19 protein-coding genes are annotated in these 20,199 nt (G+C 42.9%); 4 read left to right on the top strand and 15 right to left on the bottom strand.

The features are described 5' to 3' along the window. Positions 1-120: 120 nt before the first annotated feature. Positions 121-1,428 (bottom strand): lysine N(6)-hydroxylase/L-ornithine N(5)-oxygenase family protein, encoded by a 1,308-nt coding sequence (locus tag BMZ58_RS20315; RefSeq protein ID WP_075038350.1) that lies wholly within the window; start codon positions 1,426-1,428, stop codon positions 121-123. 193 nt (positions 1,429-1,621) lie between these two features. Between BMZ58_RS20315 and BMZ58_RS20310 the strand changes: the two genes are divergently transcribed. Then, positions 1,622-2,077: a GNAT family N-acetyltransferase gene (locus BMZ58_RS20310; protein ID WP_075038353.1), complete on the top strand. Its 456-nt coding sequence runs from the start codon at positions 1,622-1,624 to the stop codon at positions 2,075-2,077. 80 nt (positions 2,078-2,157) lie between these two features. Here the strand turns inward: BMZ58_RS20310 and BMZ58_RS20305 are convergent, their stop codons facing one another. From BMZ58_RS20305 to BMZ58_RS20290, 4 genes are all read right to left on the bottom strand, one after another. Beyond that, on the bottom strand, positions 2,158-2,613 hold the full coding sequence (locus BMZ58_RS20305; RefSeq protein ID WP_075038349.1) for a cupredoxin domain-containing protein: 456 nt from the start codon (positions 2,611-2,613) through the stop codon (positions 2,158-2,160). Positions 2,614-2,874: 261 nt separating this feature from the next. Continuing rightward, positions 2,875-3,777, bottom strand: coding sequence for a vanadium-dependent haloperoxidase (locus tag BMZ58_RS20300; RefSeq protein ID WP_075038348.1), 903 nt, complete (start codon positions 3,775-3,777; stop codon positions 2,875-2,877). Between the two features lie 83 nt (positions 3,778-3,860). After that, positions 3,861-5,636, bottom strand: a complete 1,776-nt coding sequence (locus tag BMZ58_RS20295; RefSeq protein WP_075038347.1) for an ABC transporter ATP-binding protein — start codon at positions 5,634-5,636, stop codon at positions 3,861-3,863. Continuing rightward, on the bottom strand, positions 5,633-7,339 hold the full coding sequence (locus BMZ58_RS20290; protein ID WP_075038346.1) for an ABC transporter ATP-binding protein: 1,707 nt from the start codon (positions 7,337-7,339) through the stop codon (positions 5,633-5,635). Before BMZ58_RS20290 ends, BMZ58_RS20295 begins: the two co-directional genes overlap by 4 nt. Before the next feature lie 344 nt (positions 7,340-7,683). On the opposite strand from BMZ58_RS20290, the gene BMZ58_RS20285 reads away from it, so the two are divergent. Both BMZ58_RS20285 and BMZ58_RS20280 read left to right on the top strand, forming a co-directional pair. Next, positions 7,684-7,881 carry a hypothetical protein gene (locus BMZ58_RS20285; protein ID WP_075038345.1) on the top strand — a complete coding sequence of 66 codons (198 nt, stop codon included), beginning with the start codon at positions 7,684-7,686 and terminating at the stop codon, positions 7,879-7,881. 16 nt (positions 7,882-7,897) lie between these two features. Continuing rightward, on the top strand, positions 7,898-8,251 hold the full coding sequence (locus BMZ58_RS20280) for a winged helix-turn-helix transcriptional regulator (protein WP_075038344.1): 354 nt from the start codon (positions 7,898-7,900) through the stop codon (positions 8,249-8,251). 130 nt (positions 8,252-8,381) lie between these two features. Here the strand turns inward: BMZ58_RS20280 and BMZ58_RS20275 are convergent, their stop codons facing one another. The 10 genes from BMZ58_RS20275 to BMZ58_RS20230 all read right to left on the bottom strand — a co-directional run bounded on the left by BMZ58_RS20275 (position 8,382) and on the right by BMZ58_RS20230 (position 18,776). Continuing rightward, positions 8,382-9,368: a Gfo/Idh/MocA family protein gene (locus tag BMZ58_RS20275; RefSeq protein WP_075038343.1), complete on the bottom strand. Its 987-nt coding sequence runs from the start codon at positions 9,366-9,368 to the stop codon at positions 8,382-8,384. A gap of 73 nt (positions 9,369-9,441) precedes the next feature. Further along, positions 9,442-10,137 carry an SGNH/GDSL hydrolase family protein gene (locus BMZ58_RS20270; RefSeq protein WP_075038342.1) on the bottom strand — a complete coding sequence of 232 codons (696 nt, stop codon included), beginning with the start codon at positions 10,135-10,137 and terminating at the stop codon, positions 9,442-9,444. Positions 10,138-10,238: 101 nt separating this feature from the next. After that, positions 10,239-11,018 carry a CAP domain-containing protein gene (locus BMZ58_RS20265; protein ID WP_075038341.1) on the bottom strand — a complete coding sequence of 260 codons (780 nt, stop codon included), beginning with the start codon at positions 11,016-11,018 and terminating at the stop codon, positions 10,239-10,241. Positions 11,019-11,363: 345 nt separating this feature from the next. Further along, positions 11,364-11,570: a hypothetical protein gene (locus BMZ58_RS20260; RefSeq protein ID WP_075038340.1), complete on the bottom strand. Its 207-nt coding sequence runs from the start codon at positions 11,568-11,570 to the stop codon at positions 11,364-11,366. Positions 11,571-11,700: 130 nt separating this feature from the next. Further along, positions 11,701-13,140 carry an aldehyde dehydrogenase family protein gene (locus BMZ58_RS20255; RefSeq protein ID WP_075038339.1) on the bottom strand — a complete coding sequence of 480 codons (1,440 nt, stop codon included), beginning with the start codon at positions 13,138-13,140 and terminating at the stop codon, positions 11,701-11,703. A gap of 12 nt (positions 13,141-13,152) precedes the next feature. Continuing rightward, on the bottom strand, positions 13,153-14,208 hold the full coding sequence (locus BMZ58_RS20250) for a homoserine dehydrogenase (RefSeq protein WP_075038338.1): 1,056 nt from the start codon (positions 14,206-14,208) through the stop codon (positions 13,153-13,155). Further along, on the bottom strand, positions 14,208-15,395 hold the full coding sequence (locus BMZ58_RS20245) for a M20 metallopeptidase family protein (protein WP_075038337.1): 1,188 nt from the start codon (positions 15,393-15,395) through the stop codon (positions 14,208-14,210). Before BMZ58_RS20245 ends, BMZ58_RS20250 begins: the two co-directional genes overlap by 1 nt. A gap of 13 nt (positions 15,396-15,408) precedes the next feature. After that, positions 15,409-16,602: a cystathionine gamma-synthase family protein gene (locus tag BMZ58_RS20240; RefSeq protein ID WP_075038336.1), complete on the bottom strand. Its 1,194-nt coding sequence runs from the start codon at positions 16,600-16,602 to the stop codon at positions 15,409-15,411. Next, on the bottom strand, positions 16,583-17,557 hold the full coding sequence (locus BMZ58_RS20235) for a cyclodeaminase (RefSeq protein WP_075038335.1): 975 nt from the start codon (positions 17,555-17,557) through the stop codon (positions 16,583-16,585). The genes BMZ58_RS20240 and BMZ58_RS20235 overlap by 20 nt, the downstream gene beginning before the upstream one ends. A gap of 16 nt (positions 17,558-17,573) precedes the next feature. Further along, a complete protein-coding gene (locus BMZ58_RS20230) occupies positions 17,574-18,776 on the bottom strand; it encodes a M24 family metallopeptidase (RefSeq protein ID WP_075038334.1) in 1,203 nt (400 codons plus the stop codon). A 202-nt stretch (positions 18,777-18,978) separates the two neighbouring features. On the opposite strand from BMZ58_RS20230, the gene BMZ58_RS20225 reads away from it, so the two are divergent. Continuing rightward, a complete protein-coding gene (locus BMZ58_RS20225; RefSeq protein ID WP_075038333.1) occupies positions 18,979-20,199 on the top strand; it encodes a threonine synthase in 1,221 nt (406 codons plus the stop codon).

The raw sequence follows: 20,199 nt of genomic DNA, 5'->3' as shown, positions 1-20,199 counted from the left end.
GTCCTTACAAAAAATGACCCCGGTACAATACCGAGGTCACCTATTAGCAGCCTAGCACTTTTTATTAAACTGTCCATTTTTAGGGTTACAGTTCAGATAGCCTTGTCAGGGCTTTTTATTTTATACGGTAAAGGACTGGAAAATATTCTTTTCATTCATTGGATACAAATCTCGACCGACTAGGTGGTTGATAATCACTTTGTTCCTATGAATCGATAGACCCAGGTTCGTACTCCCAACCCCATGCGTATGAGAAATGCCACTATGAACGTAAATTTCATTGGACGTTTCTTTTGTCTGAACGAGACGGTAATCAGCTGTCACTTTGTATCTTCCTTCTTCATCCCACTCTAGTAAGTCTTCCAGGTGATGAATAAAATCAGGGACATATGGTTTATATCCGGTTGCAGCGATGACAAGCTCACTTTCATGGGTAAAGGATTCTTTCTTCTGATAATGGTAGCACTCTAAATCATACTTACCATTTGCTTTAGGCTTAATATCCTTTACCTCGCTCAACACCTGTAATCCTACATTCAATTCTTCTCGGCCGACAGAGTATTCATAAAGAAGATTATAAATATCGTTGATCGTATGATTACTAATGCCTTTATAATACAGCCCTTGATTTGCAAATATTTCATCTTTTTGCTCTTGTGGAAGTTGATAAAAATAATTGACGTAATCAGGTGAAAAATGCTCCAGGCTCAATTTTGATTCCTCCATGGACTCAAAACCTGGCGATCGTGTAATCCAATCAAGACGATATCCACAGTCTCGCTGTTCCTTTAACAATTCACGGAACGTTTCGGCAGCACTCTGCCCGGAACCAACAACGGTGATCGCACTAGCTTTGCGGCATCGATCTTGATTTGGGAGAAAGTCTGCAGTATGAAAAACATCTTCTGAAGGGGCCTCCCTGAACGAACGTGGCATGACAGGGACGCTCCCGGTCCCCATGACTAAATTCTTAGCCTTGAACACAGAAACCTGGCCGCTTGCCACATCTGTTACTTCCACTTCGAAAATCTCTTCATTATCCTTGAAATGACGGACATTTGTCACCCTTTTTCCGAACCGACAACTCTCTACTTGCCTTGCTACCCATTGGCAGTAATCATTGTATTCTCTTCGCGGGATGTCCAGGCGTTGCAAATAGTAAAACTGGTACATGCGTTCATTTTTACTAATATAGTTCAAAAAACTATACCGGTTGGTAGGATCCGCCATAGTGACAAGATCCGCAATGAATGGAACTTGCATTTTTGTCCCTTCAATCAGCATGCCCGGATGCCATTCAAACGTTCCATTTTGTTCGAAAAATAAAGGTTCGACTTCATCTATTTCATCAAGCAGCGCTGCCAAACTCAAATTAAAGGGGCCTACCCCCACTCCGATCAAATCATAAACCTTATCATGTTGTTCCATATTCCACTACTCCTTTTTCCTAAGCCCAGCCTTTTAATAAGGATCTATCGACACAGGAGAAATACTATTCGCCTCGCATATGGCTTCACCGAACTTTTCTGAAAAAATTCTGATTTCAGAAATCGATGCACTGTCTCTATGTTATCATAACCACATCCATACGATAATAGTGGGAGAAAAGGAGCAGAAAAATATGAAAGACGTTAATCTGACTGAAGTGGAAGATCGTATCCATTACATAAAGGACCTTTTATTAGCTGATGAATCAGAATCCGTTATTAAAACCTATATGAATGAAGGGGAAATGTACAAAATCACCTATGCTCAACAACACATAGGGGTATGCTTGTTTCTCTTCTCACGAAAGGAAACGGTAGAGATTAAAAATATTGCTATTCGACCGGGCTTTAGGGGGATGGGAATCGGGAAAAAAGTGATTGATATCTCTTCACTTATTTTCCAAAACAGGGGTTATAAAGAAATGCTGGTCGGTACAGCGAATTCGAGCATTGGAAACCTCGCTTTTTATCAAAAAGCCGGGTTCCGCTTTCATGAAATTCAAAAAGATTTCTTTTTACAGTACCCTGATCCGTTTTTTGAAAATGGGATACAAGGTCTCGATATGATTATTCTCCGAAAAGCTCTCTAGTTTTGATTTTGTACAACTTCCCTTATGATGAAAAAATAACTAAAAAAAGGAAGAGACGAATGTTCGTCTCTTCCGGACAGCTAGTCTACTACAATATAAGCAATCATAGGTCCGTTCGCAGCAATTTCGGAATGGGTGGTACATATGAGGCGATAAATCCCTTCTTCCTTGAATTGCAGGTCTAAGACCGTCTCTTTCCCTTGTTCCACCACCCCTTTCACATCTGTACCCTCAATATAAAAAGGGTGTTCTTTCCCATTCACTCCATAAATACTCAATTTAAAAGGCTCGTCCTTTTCAACAAAAATCGTCCCGGGATCCCAGCGGTAAGCTTCAATTTTCTTTCCATCCGCAGTTTCCGCTTTAAATTCGCCTGTCACCAAATTAATGATCCTCGGTTCCCCATTGACGGGTGCAGAGGTTGTAGCAATGGCACCTTTCCAAAAAAAGCTCCCGATGAAATAAGCGGCAAGAGCAATAATAATAGCTCCTAAAAGTACCCCGATTTTACGTGCTGACAAAATCCATGCATCCACACATACCCCTCCTAAAATAAACTTTTATTCATGTATATGCAGGAAGTGCATGATTACTTGTCTTAATTTCAGGAACCTCCCTATTATCTTAATAATATGCCAGGACCCCACTGTCCATTATAGAGTAACGTGGTGACAGCTCTGAACCGTATATTCTCCCACTTCTTAAGGGATTGCTGCTTGATCGATTCCGAATCCTTCCTCCTTCTAAACGAAAGAATGATAGTAAAAGAGCAGCATAGGTTAGCTACTCTTTTACTATCATATAAACATTTTAGGGTCGATCCATTCCGTATAGGAAGATGAGTCATCATCTGAGTCATCAGATCGTAATAATGAACTGCATTCCTGATTGAAGCGAAACGGAATGGCTTGACGATAATCCTCTGGATAAAGATCAGCATTTCTGTAATCTGAAAAAGGGCGGTCAAGCGGTACTCCATCAATCGTATCTTTTTTCAACTCTTCCACGGCAATTCTTCCAATCTGTCTTCCTAAACGTAACCCTTCATCATTATCAATCGGATAATGAACCCCAGCGTAAAGCCTGGATTGGGCATTCTCCTCAGCCAGATCACGTAACTTTCTTCTTTCTGCTGGGAAAAAATAGCTTAATATAACTTCTGCTGCACCAGATATCGTAGCATGACCAGAAGGATAAGAAGGATGCTTAGGCGTACAAATGACGGTGGCTAGTTTAGAGTCAAGCTGATTCGGACGTGGTACTAACCACTTATACTTTAAAGACCAACAGACGACAAAAGCATCATTTATTCCACTGAAGACAGCTCCCAGGATCCGTGCAGCTCTAGGTGCTTCTACTCCATAAGTATCAATCAGCCGGTCGACAATAGGAGTCCACTGTTTGGATGGCGGACCTTCCCCCCAATACACCGCTATTTGTATCTGATCCTTCGTCAATTGTGAAAGTGTCTTCTGTACTTGCTTTAATTCTTGATACCAATCAATCATACGCGGGTCTCGGATTGCAAGACGAATCGGTCGACCATCTAACTTTGTAAACCCATGTCTGCGGCTATGATCAATGAAATACGTCTTCCATTTTCCGGCCTGGTATTCAACCCCTTCATTCACTAACGGGGCTCTCTGTTCTCCAGCATAAGGTAAATCCGTCCATAGAGGATACCTTTGATTTTGAGACATAGCTTCTCCTCCCTTATATCCCATCTTATGTCTGGACATAAACGGAGGTGTAAAACATTGCAATTTACTTTACACGTTTTAGTTCAAGAAACTTGAGCCTTGATCAATTCAGCATAGGATCCTCCTTTTCTCATCAAAGATTGGTGGGTACCTTTTTCGATGATCTGTCCTTCTTCTAAAACAAGAATCAAATCCGCGGCTCGAATCGTGTGAAGACGGTGGGCAATGACAAAGCTAGTCCGGCCTTTCATTAATACTTCTAATCCTGCATTAATTTTCATTTCGGTTACGGTATCGATACTACTTGTTGCTTCGTCTAATATAAGCAAGGAAGGGTCAGCGATCATGGCACGGGCTATGGACAAAAGTTGGCGTTGACCATGACTTATCCCTTTTCCATCAGAATCGAGAACGGTGTCATACCCCGCTGGGAGCCTGGTAATAAACTCATGGGCATGAGCTGCCAGGGCTGCTTCTTCGACCTCTTCATCAGTCGCTTCAAGCCGCCCATATCGTATGTTCTCCCTGATACTCGTATGGAACATTGTTGCGTCTTGCAACACTACCCCCATTTGATTCCTCAAGCTGCCTCTGTCGATCTTACCTAAGTCTTTCCCATCGATAAGAATGCGTCCTTCATCAGGATCATAGAAACGGGATAAAAGGGATATGATTGTTGTTTTTCCAGCACCTGTTGGACCTACAAGTGCAACCGTCTGACCAGCCGCAGCATGAAAATTTATGTCAATCAGCGTCTGTTGACCTTCTTCATACGAAAACCCTACATTGTTGAAAGTAACGTCTCCGTTCATTTTCTTCAATTCTATCGCATCCATATCTCCCTGGCGCTCTTCTTTTTCATCAAGGACCTGAAAGACTCTTTCCGCTCCGGCAACGGCAGAAAGAATCATGTTGAATTGATTAGCAAGATCATTTAATGGCCGTGTGAACTGTCTAGAATAGGTGGTAAACGCAACAATCACTCCTATAGACACAAATCCGTTCACTGCGAGCAACCCTCCTGCCCCGACAATAATTGCAAAACTGACGTTGTTCAACATGTTCATTAACTTAGGGATGAAACCTGTATACACTTGAGCATAGTAGCCTGACTCACGCAGATCAGAATTTTTGTGAGCGAACTCTTCCACGACATGTTCTTCTTTGGAAAACATTTTTATGATGGACTGACCAGAAAACATTTCCTCTACATAGCCATTGACCTCCCCAAGATCATGTTGTTGTTTTTGGAAGTAGGGACGTGTCCGTCTGGTAATCCACTTCATGCCGACATACATGACAGGCACAATGGTCAAGGTCAATACCGTGAGGAGAGGACTCAACCAAAGCATGATGACGACAGTCCCAGCAATCGTTAACAGACTTGTTGTGAATTGAACAACGGCCGTGTTCAATGTTCTACTCACATTCTCGATATCATTTGTCAGCCTGCTCATCAACTCTCCTTGCTGCATTTTTTGGAAATACAATACAGGCAACCGTTGAACATGCGAGAATAGGTGTGCCCTCATCTTCTTGACTGCATTTTGTGCAATTCCGATCATCCAGTAATTCTCCAGCCAAAGGAATAAAGAATGAAAAAGGTAAATAAGGAACAATACACCTAACATCTTTATGAGAGTGGTCCCCTCCGGTTCTTCAATAACAAAGTCCACGGTCAATCCTAACAAATAAGGGCCAAGTAAGGATAAAGAGGAACTGCATACAATGGCTGCCAATACGAGGGTGAACTTTCCTTTCTGGCCAGCCATATAGTGCCATATTCGTTTAAGTGTACTTCCTATGTGATTTACTTCCGGAGGTTTTGTACTGATTCTGTGATGATGCTTTCCTCTCATAACTTCACCCCCTCTTGTTGAGAATGGTGGATGTTGTAGTAATATTCGTTATTTTGCAATAGTTCTTCGTGCGCCCCTTGAGCAACGATTTCCCCTTGGTGAAGCAATAGGATAAGATCCGCTTTTTGAATGGAACTGATTTTCTGCGCCACGATAAAAACCGTACACGACAGACCCTCTAACGTCTCTAGTAATCGTTTTTCTGTATGCGCATCAAGCGCACTCGTACTATCATCTAAAAGGAGAATTTTTGGTTTGCGGACTAGTGCTCTAGCAATAGATAACCGCTGTTTTTGCCCTCCAGAAAAGACGATCCCTTTCTGACCTATTTCTGTATCGTAACCGTCTGGTAAAGAATCAATAAATTCATGAATTTGCGCGCTTCTTGCTGCCTCTATTATCTCGTCAAATGTGGCCGTTTCTCTTCCCCATCCAATATTTTCACGCACCGTTCCAGAAAAAAGGTGAACCTCTTGAGGAACAATGCTAATTTGCCCCCTTAAACTCTTGACATCCATTTTCTCTATTTCAATTTCGTCTAAAAAGAGTTGGCCTGCATTTTTTTCATAAAGTCGGGGTATTAAGTGAAGTAAGGAAGTCTTTCCGGAACCCGTCTCACCAATAATTCCAACCATTTTGCCTGCGTCGACGTGAAAAGATATCTCGTTGAGCACTGGATTGCCTTCCCGTTCAAAGGAGACATCAGCGAAATGGACAGCCCCTGACAAAATACTGGGTAGCCCTTTATTGGTAACCTGATCCGTATCCTGATCTAACACCTCGTTAATTCTTGTGGCAGAAGCTTGACCACGGGAAATGACCATGATCAAAAATGTGAAGACAGAAAAAGTAAAGAGTATACGCGTCGCATAATTAATGATTGCGACCAGTTCACCTGCTTGAATCCCAGCATTAATTAAAAACCGGGCACCGAAAAACAGTAAAATCAAAATGATGACATTCATACCTAACATGACAATAGGCATGGCCACTTCCATTAACCAAAGTGCTTTCTTATTTTGACTGGCCAAAGATTCATTTGCCTGAAAAAATCTTTTTTCTTCATGTGATTTTCTATTGAATCCTTTAATCAACCGTATACCCGCCAGGTTTTCACGAATAATTGTATTTAAGCTATCAATTTTATTTTGTACTTTGGTAAACCATTGGACCCCTTTCCTCAATATAAAAAATAAGAACAACAAAAATACAGGAACACTGGCAAGAAGAATCAAGGCCAATTGTATATCAATCGTGAAAGCCATCATCAATGCAAAGATGATGAACAAAGGAGCTCTCAATCCGATTCTCACGAACATAAACAACAAGTTTTGTATTTGTATTACATCATTCGTAATCCTTGTCACAAGGCTCGGTGTAGATAAACGCTGAAAATGACGATCAGAGAAGGACTGCACCTTCTGAAAAAGGTCTCTTCTCAAGTCGAACCCAACACCCTGACTTAGATCAGCTGCGAAAAATGAATTCGTTATGCCTGCTGCAAACGCAAGCAGAGACAAGGCCAGGAGTACAGCTCCCCATAGGGATACTACGCTGAAATCCCCTTGCAGTATTCCATCATCTATGATTTTTGCCATCAAGATTGGTTGCAATAGCTCTACAACCAACTCTATACCCATTAAAAATAAAGCAAGGAAGGCCGAACGTTTATAAGGGGATATATAAGGAAATATATGACGCATACAACATCCTCCAAACTTGTTTCAAAATCGAAGCTTGTATAAGCTTACATTCTATTCAACCAACTGATGACTATGAGGATGCACGATCGGGGATCCTCCGAACTAACCCTTATACAAAATGGGGGTTTTCCGTAATACCGGTATAACACTTGTATAAGTGAGCTTGGTTAACAAGCACTACTACAGAGCCAAAACCCCGGGCTTAGTTGTTGATTCTCTGCTTAGATATGAGTCATAATAGGTTTTGTTAACAGGAACAAATATGTAAGTACTTGTTATGCCATAAAAAAGACCATAGAATTAAATTAATATGTTTCCCGAACGAACAGGAAGGTGATCCTTAGATGGATAACATTAAACCGATTTTCCCAGTGACCGAAGAATTGCTTGAACTCGTAGAAATGTTGAATCAGACCTCTCATGAAGAGCAGGACCAAATCATTCCACAAACGATGACGGTCTTAAACAAAGTATATGCCCAAGGAATTATGGAGGGCTATGATAAAGCTATGCAAAAACAGAATCAAACGACAAAAAAATAATCAGAGGTGAACGAGGATGAAAGAAGCCGATATAGGCATCGATGTAACCCTTGAAGTGGTGTGCGGCAAGTGGAAAGGATTGATCCTTTGGAAGTTAATCCATGCAAAACAACTACGCTTCAATGAATTGCGCCGCTCCCTAGACGGCAATATCTCTTCCCGCATCCTTGCTCGTGAGCTCAAAAAACTTATAAATGACGGGCTTGTGGAACGGATTGATTACGAAACGGTCCCGCCTCGGGTAGAATATAGAATCACCCCTTATGGTAAAACGACCGCAGCCTTTTTGGAGACTATGAACAACTGGGGTATTCATCATAAAAGCCGAATAAATACAAGAGAAAACTTGAAAGAAGTAGTTGACGAATAATGAACTAAAAGTCTTGAAGATACAGACGATTGAGCCGGAAAAGCACATTTAGCCAAAGCAAGGTATAACTTCTAAGACCAAGAAGAGGCACTTACTCATAAGTGCCTCTTCTGCGGGAGCCTACTACTCTTTACTTTCGGTCAGCTGGATAAACCAACCCGATTTGTTGACGTGCTTCTTCCATGACTTTTGCGGTCAACAAAGTATTCTGCAAGGAGTTATTTTGCGACACATTTTCTTCTTGTCCCACCAACTTGATAAACTCTTCCACCTCATAATACATTGGTGAAAAATGATCATCTACCCTCAGTTCTTCTACTGTACCGCCTCTATAAGAAATCGTGATATCCTTAGGTTCAGAAATATCCGGAATAATGATGGTGCCTTTTTCTCCCTGGATTTCTGATGGTGCATGAGAATCAATGATTTTCGAGTGCATGATCACACCTTCCATTCCCTCATATTCAGCGATCACACTTCCTTCTCCATCAACACCTGATTCTAAAAAAACAGCATTCGCTTGAATCTTATTCGGTGGACCAAACAGGACCACCATCGGATGGATACCATAAATCCCGAGATCCATTAAAGACCCATTAGAAAGCGAAGGCTTAAAAGCATTCAATACATCTCCCCGCTTATAAGCATCGTAACGGGAGGAATATTTACAGAAGTTCCCGAAATAACGCCTAACGGTTCCGATTTTATGTAAATGTTGCTGAACCCTCAAGAAGCCAGGCATCAAGGTGGATTTGACAGCTTCCATCAAAACAACACCTTCATCCTTAGCCACTTCAATCATAGAAGCAATTTCCTGCTGGTTAGACGCCATTGGTTTTTCACAAAGGATATGTTTTCCTTTTCTCATAATCGCAATTGCCTGTTCCGCGTGAAAAGCATTTGGACTTGCTATATAAACAGCATCAATATCATTACTGCATGCCATTTCATCTAGATCTGTAAACGTTTTATTCGCACCATGGGTTGCCGCGAATGTAGCAGCTCGTTCCGCTTTTCTGGAGTAAACAGCTTGTAATTCGAAACTGGAGTGTTGCTTTCCTGCTTCGATAAACTTTTCCGTAATCGTGTTCGTCCCGATAACTCCGAATCTAACCATATTCACAAACCTCCCTAACTTTACACCCATTATACATGAAAGATGGAAGAAACAACCACAGAAAAGCTACTATTCATTTGATATGTTTTAAAGAAATCTCAGCAAGAACCTTCTGTCCTTTTATCGTTGGGTGAACGTCTCCTTCAAGAATATATTCCGGATGTCCGTTATAAGCCTTGTAAGCATTTATCAGGGACACCGATGCAAAATGTTTTAGCAGTTGTATTAAAGAAGCGTACTGTTTATTGATATAAGATAAGGGTGTACTCAACTGGTCTCCTGCTGCTGGATATGGGTTATAAATGTTGTATACAAGTATTTTGCCATCTGTTAATTCATCAATTTCAAGTATTGTCGAATAAACATTATAAATAAGGTCTCTAATTACAGGAGCAGCATCTTCCAATTTCAACCCATCCAGTCCTCCATTTTTCTTAACAATATTCAATAAATCATTTCCTCCAATATATACAATGACATAATCGGAGTTTTTCAAACTTTCTCTGAATAATTTGTTATACTTAACAGCCTTATACAGTTCTGCAGAAGTAAGGCCTGGAATGCTTAGATTGGTCACTTCCATATCCTTTTCACTCCCAATCAAATAGGGAAAAGCTTCTTTTGGCGGTTTTTTATTTTCTTCCGTCAAGTTGTATCCATAAGGAATCGAGTCACCAATCGCAACCAGCCTTTTCTCATTAAATCCAAAAACCTGGATTGGGGGAATAATTAACATAATAATCAACATTAAAAGCCATATCTTCTTCATCTTTCTCGTCCCTTACTTCGATAATTTATTCTTTTCACCCAATTTGTAGAGAGCGAGTATGTAATCCTGACGCTTAGTTTTAACCAAGCGTCATGTCATTATTATTTTGCAATAAACATTTGAACCCAATAGTTTCCGTCTTTCGCATACCCTACACCAATATGTGTAATGTTTTTATTCATAATATTTTTCCGGTGACCGGAGCTGTTCAACCAGCCATCGACAACGGATTCTGGAGACTGTTGCCCAGCTGCGATATTTTCAGCAGCTGTAGAATAATCCACTCCGAATTCCTTCAGCATGTCAAATGGACTTCCATATGTCGGTGAAGTATGGGAAAAATAGTCGTTCTGCGACATATCTTCTGATTTAACTTGCGCTACTTCCTCAACGTCATTACTGTTTTTCAATGGTTTCAAACCATTTTTCTCACGAGCTTCGTTAGTCAAATCAATGACTTGTTGTTGGAAATCCCCACTCGCTGCTTCATTTTGCTGACCATCATTTTCTTGTGTTTCAGGTTGTTGAGCCTGGTCACGGTCCCGGTTACGATCTCGTTCCTGGCCTTGGCCTGGATCTTGCTTTTGTTCTCCTGGCTGATAACGACCATCAAAATCAAAGAAATAAGGTCCTCCTTGGCCATTGCCACCATTAGGAGTCATGCCTTCATACGGGATGTTAGCATCAAAACGGTTCTGCCCCTGTGCTCCAGGATCCTGAACCTGTTGATCCTTTTGGATTCCCTGGTCTTCTGGACCGAAACTGACTTCGTTCAAATTGTTGCGCTGACTTTCTCTTGCTCGCTCTTCTGTTGTATTACAAGCAGCCAACATGGCAATCATCATGATCGCTGCGATTAAAAGAAACAAATTTTTCTTCATCTCTTGCATCCTCCTCAGGAATATCTTCACGTTTACTATTTGCATGACGGGACACAATATCCCTGAGAAGAAGTTCCATTAATGTTAGTCCTTATTCAATTAACTGGCAGTATTCTGGAAGACACGAATTCGAGACTTTTGTGGAAGTGGATGGGCGAGATCCCGCAGGACGCAGTCCGAGGAAGCTCGGTGCTCCCCCACAGGAAAGCGAGTAGCTTCCCAACCACCCCTGACGCCCAACAAGGCAACGAACCACGGAAACATCTCGAAACTGAGCCTTATGGAATAGGGTGTTTAGGAAGAAAAAAGCCCGTTATGGATGATCTCTACCATAACGGGCTTTTTTTAGGTTGTATGACAATCGGGACAACAATGCTTACATCCATTCACTTCCTCAAAAGTACTTCTCGCGACGCCGATAGCACTGGAGCAGTCTGTATGGCCACCTAATTCTAACAAGTTCTTTTCAAACGGTAGGAATTCACAGCCTTCTACATGTATTTCATGTTGACCTTCCACCTGCTGGTTTTGGTTCACAAAATACTGCGCCACTCTTATGACCTCCTTTTTAAATCCATTCCCTTCGTTATGCCAATACAAACAATGAGAGAAAAGTCACAATCACGGAAGTTCATTTCTCTCGAAAACGGAAAAGGCGCCATTAGCAGCGCCTTTTCCGTTTTCAACTGTCTAAATTAAAGCAAACGACTTTCTGTTCTGTCATGGACTCCATACTGAATCTCACTCCTTCACGGCCTATACCAGATCCCTTCGTCCCTCCGAAAGGCATTTCATCGATTCGATAGTCACTGCTATCATTAATCATGATTCCACCCACATCCATTTTACCTATAGCTTTGAAAGCCTTATTAATATCATTTGTAAAAATACCAGCTTGCAATCCATAGTCCACATCGTTTGATCTTTCAATCGCTTCGTCCAGATCTTGTACGGGTTGAACGATGACTATAGGACCGAAAATTTCCTCTTTTGCAATTTTGGCTGTAACAGGCACGTTCGTCATGACTGTAGGGTAATAAAAAGCCCCTTCACGAATGCCACCGATTTCAACCTTCGCCCCAGCAATGACGGCTTCTTCTACCCAACCAGCTACTCTTTCTGCTTCTTTTTCGTTGATCATCGGACCCATGTCTGTTCTTTGTTCCATTTTGTCACCAGTTCTCAATAATGCGGTAGCTTCAATCAATGCATCCAGGAACTGTGGGTATACTGATTTTTCGACGTATATTCTTTGCACACCAATGCAATTTTGCCCTGCTGCAGAGAAAGCGCCTGAGCAACAGGAATGAACGGCTTTAGGCAAGTCGGCATCCGCCAGGACGATGACCGGAGAATTTGATCCAAGCTCCATGCTCACTTTTTTCGTTCCCACTCGCTGAGTAATCCTTTCGCCAGCTTCTGCTCCCCCGGTAAAGGTAACCATTTTGATTGATGGATGAGTGATCAGGGTGTCACCAATCTCCTTCCCTGAACCTGTTAAAACAGAAAGATATCCTTGTGGTAACCCTGCTTCTACAAACGCTTCCGCCAACTTCAATGCGCTTATGGGAGTAGCAGAAGCAGGTTTGAGCACAATGGCATTCCCAGATGCGATAGCAGGACCGATCTTATGTGCTACAAGATTCAGTGGATCATTAAATGGGGTAATGGCCCCAATCACCCCTACCGGAAAACGCTGATAAAAGCCGACTTTATTTTCACTACCTGCATTCTGATCAAAATTGATGGTTTCCCCCTTTAATCGCCTGGCTTCTTCCGCACTGATCTTTATCGTCTGGATCGCACGTTTCACTTCAGACCGTGCTTCTGTAATCGTCTTGCTCCCTTCCAGTGCGATAATATGAGCAAAATCTTCGCTGTTCTCTGTCATATAATCTGCTGTTTTTTCTAATATTTCTATCCTTTCATGAACAGGTAGAGGAAATCTTTCACGAAATGTACGGTCAGCTATTCCTATTGCTTCTATCATATCTTCTTTTGTAGCGGAAGGAACGTAGGCAATGATTTCTCCATCCTGAGGGTTATAAACTTCAAAGTTCCGATCACATGCCACCCATTTTCCACCGATTAACATCTTTTGCCTGTTCACCTTTGTGGGCATAGTGCTCCCTCCTCAGATTTTGCTAGGCTGCTTCTGTTTCTGATAATGAATGAGATCGATCAATAGTGAGAACCCTGTTTCCTTTAAGCCTGCTCCTGCCCCTGTCAACATAATTGGACCCGATAAATCACATTCATAAACAATCGCATTAGTTGCTCCACTTACGCCTGCTAACAGATCATCTACTTTGATCCGCTCAGGTTTGACACTCGCTGAAACATTACCAGGACCGTTCTGAGTAATCCGCGCAATCAATTTCCACTTTTCACCATTATTTTCCGCTTCCGCTATATCCTCAGCTGTGAGCTTTGAAATACCTTCACAAGGAATATCATCAAAAGTGAGCGGAATGCCCCATACATGATTAGATAAAATCGCCGTTTTGTATCTTACATCATATCCTTCTACATCACTCGTCGGATCCGCTTCTGCATACCCCAGGGTTTGTGCCTTTTGTAAAGCTTCCGGATATTCCATACCATTCTCCATAGAGGTAAGAATATAATTGGTCGTACCATTCAGGATTCCCCTGATTTCCTTGATGTTGTTACCGGTGAGCGTTTCAAGGGGAAGTCTAAGAGCCGGTGTTCCACTCATAACGGTACCTTCAAAACCAAAGAACACTCCACGTTTTTTTGCTTTTTCTAATAGTTCTGTGTAGGCCAGTGCTACAGGACCTTTATTTGTTGTAATAACACTTTTACCTGTTTCAAAAGCCTTGTGGCAATGAGTTAAAGCAGGCTCCCCTGTTTTAACATCCGTATAAGTGACCTCTATAATTACATCTGCTTCTGACTGAACGATGGTTTCCAGGCTGCTCCATCCTTTTACGATATCTTTGTGCTTGGAATATGCTTCTACGCTTCCCAGCTGTTTGACACATTGTAGAAGGTGAGGGATATCCAAACCTTCCCTTCGATATACAGCACCTTTCATTACATCGGAAACGGCTACAATCTCCACTTCTAAATCATGTACCCGTAGCAATTCCTGTTGTTTATCCTGGATGATCTCTGCAAAAGCTTGACCGACACCTCCAAAACCAATCAATGCAACCTTTACACTCATTATCTCCCTCCTCGCTCCATCATTAGATAAGCACTGTGCAAAAGGATTCTTACACCATGTGGCAAGGACCGTTCATCGATATCAAAATCAGACTGATGGAGGCTTTTTTCTTTATCTAACCCACATCCAAGAAAAAACATCGCCCCTGGGAACCGTCTTGTAAAATGACTGAAGTCTTCGCTTCCCATTCCGAAAGGACCTTCATGAAATTTTAAACCTGAAGCTGCTTCCTTAATGATTTCATTCACTTTGGGATCATTAAGGAGAGCCGGCTCACCTTGGTTGATTTGAAGCGTGTAATCACCTCCAAGTGCTGTTACAATCTTTGCAATCTGATGAATTTCTTTTACAAGCAATTCTCTAACCTCTTCTTTGTAGGATCGCATCGTACCCTTGATCTCCACCAAATCAGGAATGACATTGGTCGCATCCCCAGCGTGGATTTGACCAACGCTTATGGTTCCTATATCAAGAGGATCGACCTTCCGTCCATTTAAACTATATAACGACTGTAATATATAAGTCGCTATCCAAACTGGATCATTTACATGATGGGGGTAGCCCGCATGACCTCCGCTACCTTGAATTTCGAGGTGAAATTCATCATTGTTCGCCATGCTCAACCCATCATTCCACTGTAGTTCACCAGTTCTTCGCCATGGGCACATATGGAGGGCTAGGACATGATCTAAATCGTCGAGATGCCCAGACTTCAGCATCTTAGTCGCACCTGTTTCACCCAACTCATCGCAACTTTCCTCTGCAGGCTGAAATATCAATTTCACGGTCCCTTTCACTCGACAGCTAGTAACATCTTCAGCTAATAGATGGGCAACACCAAGGAGGATTGACATGTGAGCATCATGTCCACATGCATGCATCACACCTGGATTCAAGGAAGTCCAGGGCACAGAAGAAGACTCTATCACTGGTAGTGCATCCATATCAGCCCGAATTCCAATCGTCGGTCCTTCCCCATGGCGAACCGTTGCTATAATACCGTATCCCCCAACATTTTTATGAACATCAAAAACTTTCAATGATTCAAGCTTTCGGATGATTTTTTCACTTGTTCGCTTTTCTCGAAAACTAAGTTCAGGATAGCGATGGAAATCCCTTCTCCATTCCACCAAACGGCCCCATAACTGTTGGGACCTGGATACTAAGTCCGTGACTTCGGTTTTCACATCGCCTCCCTCCTCACTTATTGGCATAAGCTTTTAATGACTGAAAAGCTTGGAAAAGATCAGTTTTTAAATCTTCGATATCTTCAATCCCAGCAGAGTAGCGGACTAACCCTTCTGGAATTCCCATTGCAGCTCGCTCCTCTGGCGTACATTCCACGTGACTTGTCGTTCGGGATGGACCTACGACCGTTTCCACAGATCCCAAGTTTGCAGCTCTGTTAGCATACTGAAGCTTAGGTAACAAATCTCTTACAGTCGCTACGCCCCCCTTAACAGCAAAGCTAAGCATTCCGCCAAAGCCTTTCATTTGTTGTTTGGCAATATCATGGTGTGGATGCTCTTCAAGACCTGGATAAAAGACGCTTTCGACCATGTCGAACGACTTTAGATACTCAGCAATCTCAAGCGCATTTTTATTTTGCTGTTCGACCCGGAGCTTCAACGTTTTCATCCCTCTCAATAAAAGGTACGCAGCCATTGGGTCGAGGGTAGCTCCATTTATTTCACGATAATGGTAGATGTCCTCGACGAGTTGCTTCCTGCCGCATACTGCTCCCCCAAGGGCATCCGCATGACCTCCTAGAAATTTTGTCGCACTGTGAATGACGAGATCGGCCCCCAAATCTAATGGGTTTTGGTTGACAGGGGTCGCAAAAGTGTTATCAACTACAACAGTCGCCCCCACCGCTTTACCTGCTGCTGCCATCCGTTTTATGTCCGTAATTTTCACTGTTGGGTTGGTCGGACTTTCCAAGTAAAGGACCTTACACCCTTTGGCAACTTCCGTTTCTAATGCCTCATGGTCCCCTGTTTCACATAACACAACTTCAACTTGTTGTTTTGGTAGGAATTCAGTGAAAATCTTATTCGTTCCACCGTACGTATCCTTAATGGAGACGATTCGATCACCAGGAAACAATAACGTACTGAGGGTATTGCTTATGGCCGCCATTCCTGTGGAGAAGCTTGTCGCGGCCTCTGCACCTTCTAAAATCCTGATTTTTTCTTCAAAAGCTTGGACGGTCGGGTTCGTGTTCCTTCCGTAAATATGTCCCGCTTTGTTGCCTACTGCTACTTCATACCATTCATCCATATCGTCATAGCCGAATGAGACACTATGCACAACAGGCACCTGTGTGGCCCCGAAAGCGAGTTGCTCTTTTTCTCCGGCCCAAATAGATTTGGTACTAAACCTCGCTTCTTTCATCCTTAACGCCCTCCCCGGTTATAAGTAGAGAATAAACATGTCTAGCAATTGCTGTATCTTGAACTCCTGTTCCAGTAAGATCACAAATTGTCACTTCTGAATCCGATTTTCGCCCTGATTTACGCTTACTCGTCAATTCTCCTAATTCAATCGCTTGATTTATTTTTTCAGGGGAAGTTCTCAGTTCCCCCAAACGAACGGACTGAGCCTTCACGTCACAAATGATCATATCCGCTTTCTCCAAAACGGCGGCATCCAATTCTTGCTTGTGTTCGGCGTCTGATCCCATTGCGGTGATGTGAAGGCCAGGTCGTATCCATTCCCCTTTGATCAACGGTTCTTTCGACGGAGTGGTGGTTACGACAATGTCGCTCTCTTCCACAACTTTTTGGATGGTATCATACATTTCCACTGCAATTCCTAGTTGGTGTGTCATTTCATCCCTATAATTCTCTTGCTTTTCAACGTTCCTTCCATAAACGAGCACACGCTCAACCGGTCGTACGAGGGTCAACGCTTGAAGCTGCAACCTTGCCTGAGCTCCTGTTCCGATAATGCCTACCACCCGGCTATCTGTCCTGCTTCCGTATTTGGCGGCTACCGCTCCTGCTGCAGCTGTTCTAAGGTCCGTGAGTAATCCTCTATCCGCTAGCACTGCGAGAGGCCCCCCTGTTTGACTATCAATCAGTATCATCATCCCATTTGCGCTCGGCAATCCCATAGAAGGATTGTTGAAAAAACCAGAAGACAGCTTTACCGCAAAACTGTCCTCTCCTTGAATATAGGCGGACTTTATATCCAGTTCTCCATTATGCTCTGGAACATCGATCCTCATGATGGGAGGCATCTGCACCTCTTTTGTAATGAGGGATGTGAAAGCTTCTTCTACTTTCCCTACTAAACCTGTATCCAGCCGTATCACTTTTTCAATTTCACTTCGCTCATATAAACGAATAGTCTTTCCCCCCTTTTCAGCTGATTTGGCCGCTCAAATCCATGTGATCTCGTATGATCAATTCTTGTGGGTAGGTTGTAAAACGCTCACAACCTTTTTCTGTAACCCGGAATGTTTCACTGATTTCAATTCCGTCTGTATCGAACCATAACGCCGGAATCAAATGAAATGTCATATTCGCCTTCAGAACGGTGGAATCCCCATTTCTGATGCTTGCCGTATGTTCTCCCCAGTCAGGAGGATAATTCAGTCCGACAGAATACCCTAAACGGGATTCTTTTTCATATCCGTGCTTCTTAATACTCTTACGCCACACTTCTTCCAATTCCCCGCAAGTGACCCCAGGTTTGGCAAAGTCCAACACCTCTTGTATTCCCTCCAACACGACAGGGGCTACTTGCTTCATTTTTTCATTCGGATCACCGATCGACACCGTCCGAGCCAATGGGACGTGATAACGTTTGTAGCAACCTGCTAGTTCAATAATTACTGCATTCCCTTGCACAAAAGGTCGTTCTGTCCAAGTAAGATGAGGAATCGATGTGCGGTCCCCTGTCGGAAGAAGCGGTACGATAGCCGGATATTCTCCTCCATATTCCGGGGTCCCTTTGACCATGTGATAATAGATTTCTGCAGCTGTATCACATTCCCGGACACCTGGATGAATACTTTCGACCCCTTTCGTCATCGCTAAGTCCGCGATTTTTGCCGCCCGTTTCATATATTCGATTTCCTGATCTGATTTAACAATTCTCACTCTGTTCACCAATAATGTCGCATCGTGGAAGGTGGCATTCGGCAATCCTCTTTGCAGTCGCTCCAGTGCCATTCCGGTAAAATAATAATGGTCTTTTTCCACTCCGATATTACGCTTCCCATGGCCGATCTGGATTAATATATCAGCAATGAAATCCATCGGATGGAAGACCTCTGAATGGACGTAGTAATCCGGATAAGCAATGACATTTTCCTCATAGATCCAAGTCGTAGCACGGGCCCCGTTCGCATCCTGGTAGCGACCAATCCATAGTGGCTGAGGTTCATCAATAATGATGACAAGCATCTGATGAACATAAAATGACCAAGCATCATATCCAGAAATGTAGTTCATATTCGCAGGATCTGTAATCAGAAGAACGTCTATGCCTTTGTCAGCCATCCGCTTCTTCGTATCCTCCAGCCGCTGGTGATATTCTAAAATATCAAAAGGAAGAACCATCTCATCCCCTCCGCTGTTGTTATCTGAATTTTTAAACTTCTGTATATGTCCATTGTATTCAAAGATTTTTTTTCTTGTAATGTAAAAAGTGTATGAAGTTTGGGAGATGTCCTTGATACAATGTCACCAATGAGAAGGGCGGGACAACCCCAAGCATTCTGTATGTTATGATATGGCTAATAAAAAAGGAGGAGGATGAGAGATGGATTATAGTTATTTGTCACACTTGTATTGCCCAAAATGCCAACAGACGTATTCTCCCGCGGAACCCGAACACCTCTGTATTTGCGGGTCACCATTACTGGTGGCATACGATATGGAGAGACTTTCACACAGCTGGTCCCGCGATCAATTGCAGACAAGGGAACCTGATTTATGGCGATATCACGAGCTTTTACCACTCCAGGACCCTACATACAAGACTTCCTTAGGGGAGGGGATGACTCCTCTGATTCCCCTCCCAACACTACAAGCAAATATGAATATCCATAAGTTGTATATGAAAGATGAAGGAGTAATCCCCACTGGCTCGTTCAAAGCCCGCGGAGCAGCTGTCGGTGTTTCTAAAGCGAAAGAACTTGGTGTAGAAGAACTTGCCATGCCTACAAACGGGAATGCGGGCGCTGCCTGGTCTCTATATGCAGCCAGAGCATCGTTGAAGTCAACGATCGTCATGCCTGTTGATGCTCCGAAAATCACTCGGAATGAATGTGCTTTATCCGGTGCGAACCTTTTTCTAGTAGACGGTCTGATTAGCGATGCCGGTCAGATTGTAGCAAAAGCTGTCAAGCAATCAGGACTTTATGATGTATCTACATTGAAAGAACCGTACCGTATCGAAGGGAAAAAGACGATGGGATTAGAAATTGCGGAACAACTAGGTTGGAGAGTTCCGGACGTTATCCTCTATCCGACAGGTGGTGGTGTCGGTTTAATAGGAATCTATAAAGCTTTGAAAGAGCTGCAACAATTAGGGTGGATTGCCAAAGACCAAATGCCGAAATTGGTGGCTGTCCAATCGGAAGGTTGTAAGCCTATCGTAGAGGCGTGGGAGAAAGGGTTAAAAGAATCGACCTTTTGGCCGAATTCCGAAACGGTCGCCTTTGGTATAAACGTCCCGAAAGCAATTGGTGACTTTCTCGTCCTCGAAGCCCTCTACGAAACAGAAGGGTGCGCAGTTTCAATAGATGACACCTCCCTTTTAGAAGAGCAAAAACACATCACCCAAACAGAAGGCGTTTTCGTCTGCCCGGAAGGAGCCGCAGCCTTTTCAGCGGCGAGAAAACTAAGGTCAGAAGGATGGATTACAGAAGAAGATGAAGTGGTGGTCTTAAACACAGGGGCAGGAATTAAGTATCCAGATACAGTGAAAATGGAAGTCCCGGTTTTAAATCCTGGTGACACAATAAAAACAAAAGTATGA

Origin of the sequence: Halobacillus dabanensis (genome assembly GCF_900114165.1) — a bacterium.
Taxonomy (GTDB): Bacteria; Bacillota; Bacilli; order Bacillales; family Halobacillaceae; genus Halobacillus; species Halobacillus dabanensis.
This window is presented reverse-complemented; position numbering and strand designations above follow the sequence as displayed.